General features: G+C 43.2%; 2 protein-coding genes. Both read right to left on the bottom strand.

The window, feature by feature from the left end; all coding sequences use genetic code 11:
* The coding region (locus tag I3257_RS14055) for a protein rep (protein WP_238050161.1) at positions 1 to 745 on the bottom strand (745 nt) is incomplete at its 3' end.
* A gap of 778 nt (positions 746 to 1,523) precedes the next feature.
* The coding region (locus tag I3257_RS14050; protein ID WP_238050160.1) for a protein rep at positions 1,524 to 1,886 on the bottom strand (363 nt) is incomplete at its 5' end.

Below are 1,886 nucleotides of genomic sequence, written 5' to 3'. Positions count from 1 at the left end.
CTTTTTTCTTAGCCTTAATCGTCCTAACGTCAACGACTGGGGCATAATCTAAGCGCATGACATCACGCCATAATCTCACCCATTCAGCTTGTTTGATATAGTTGCGAGTGAAATAACTAGCCTTGACCAAAAGCATAATATGGAAATGTGGGTGAGCTGTGCCGTCCTTGCCCTTGGTCACTTCGGTTGTACGTATCCAACCATCAACGACATTGAATTGTTTACGCTTAACGAGCCTGTGCCATGCCTTATTCATATCCTGTAAAGTTTTGCGTAGGTCTGTAACCTCACAGTTTTTAACTGTAAGCGTCAGAAACAGCCAACGGTGGGTAGGGAAGTCATCTTTGATATCTTCGTAAGCTACGTACATATTGGCTTTCCATAGCAGTGATCTACGCCACTGACACACAGGACAGTAACGGACACGGCAAAAACTAGCTTGTTTGAGTTTAAGACCATCATCACCTAATCCAAAGCCTAAAAATCCTGAACAATCAGCCATACGTTCACCGTATCGGCTAAATTCACTGTTCATTGCGTATATATCGCCCACTATGGACGTTTTAGCCCTTTGAGTGTCCCATACACCATCACGAGCGCTAAGAAAGCTTAGACGCAATTCTACGGCTTCTGGTGGGTGATTATGATAAACGTGTTCGATTAATTGGGGGTTAGGTTCAGATTGAGATGATGCAAGTATAACTTTTTTATTGATAACCTGTTTTTCAGGTGCTAGGATAGGCATACAAAGACCTCGTTTGTTTTAGTAAATTAGACACTTCCTAAACTACGAGGTTTTTTCTTGCCTGTCAATATTATTTTACTACGCCCCTAAATTCTATATAATTCTATAGAAACCTATAGAATACATAGCCTAAGCGCGATTATTACCCTAGTAATTAATCCGCCAGTTATCCCTAATAGTATCAAGAGAAGGAAAAACCCCCCAATTTTCCGAATCATCCTGATTATCTCTCGCCCTTTTTTCAATCGTCTGTAGCCCTTACGCAGTGGGCGTGGACGCTGATTTCGTAAGTATACCAAGGCGCACCAGTTTAGCCCTACCGTAGGTCGTGCGTCCGTGGGGCGCGCGCTCTAGCGGCAGGGGCAAAACTGGCGCTAATTTGGTTTATTGACAGTTTCATATTCACTTCATGCGGAACGCTAGCCGATTGCCCTTCGGGACAATCGACCGCTACCCGCCGAAAATTGAGGGGTCTCTATCGTCAATTATCAAAAAGACTGTAACTGGAGGGCAGAGGAGTCAGAGAAATTGCATGATTGAGTACACAGCCAGAGCCATACAATTCTTGCATGGTTTTTTATCGTGCCGATGGCATAATTTTTGTTCACACACCATGCAACTGGTTGCAAACGACCTAAAGCCATACACAGTAAGGGTTTCCGTGTACGACAAATGGACTGCACGCTGTCATACAAATCATCAAAAAAACACCCCTTAGCCCAGCAGGGGTAAGGGGTTGCTTGTACGACAAGGTGATTTTATTTTAGGGTAAAAACAGCTATTGATTGTGCTTGGGAGAATAAGCGTAATAGCCCTTCTTTTTGTTGTACAAAAACACCCAACGACGTTCATCAGTGGCGCTATTTTCTTCATCACCAGTAGCAATCATATCGTCATTAGAAATGTCTTTTTCAGACTTCAAAGCGTCCTTCAGCGCCCCACCACTAGCGATAAATCGTAGCTTATGGGTCTGTTTAGTCAGCTCATAGAACCAGCTATAATCAGCCATCATGTCACTAGGCTTAACGCTATATTTCAAGGTTTCCATAATTGCATATTTAACGGCTTCATCTTGGGTGTACTTGTCTTTTTTCTTAGCCTTAATCGTCCTAACGTCAACGACTGGGGCATAATCTAAGCG

This window comes from Psychrobacter sp. Ps7, assembly GCF_022129225.1.
Taxonomy (GTDB): Bacteria; Pseudomonadota; Gammaproteobacteria; order Pseudomonadales; family Moraxellaceae; genus Psychrobacter; species Psychrobacter immobilis_A.
Note: the sequence above shows the minus strand (reverse complement) of the source record. Positions and strands in the feature narration are given on the sequence as shown.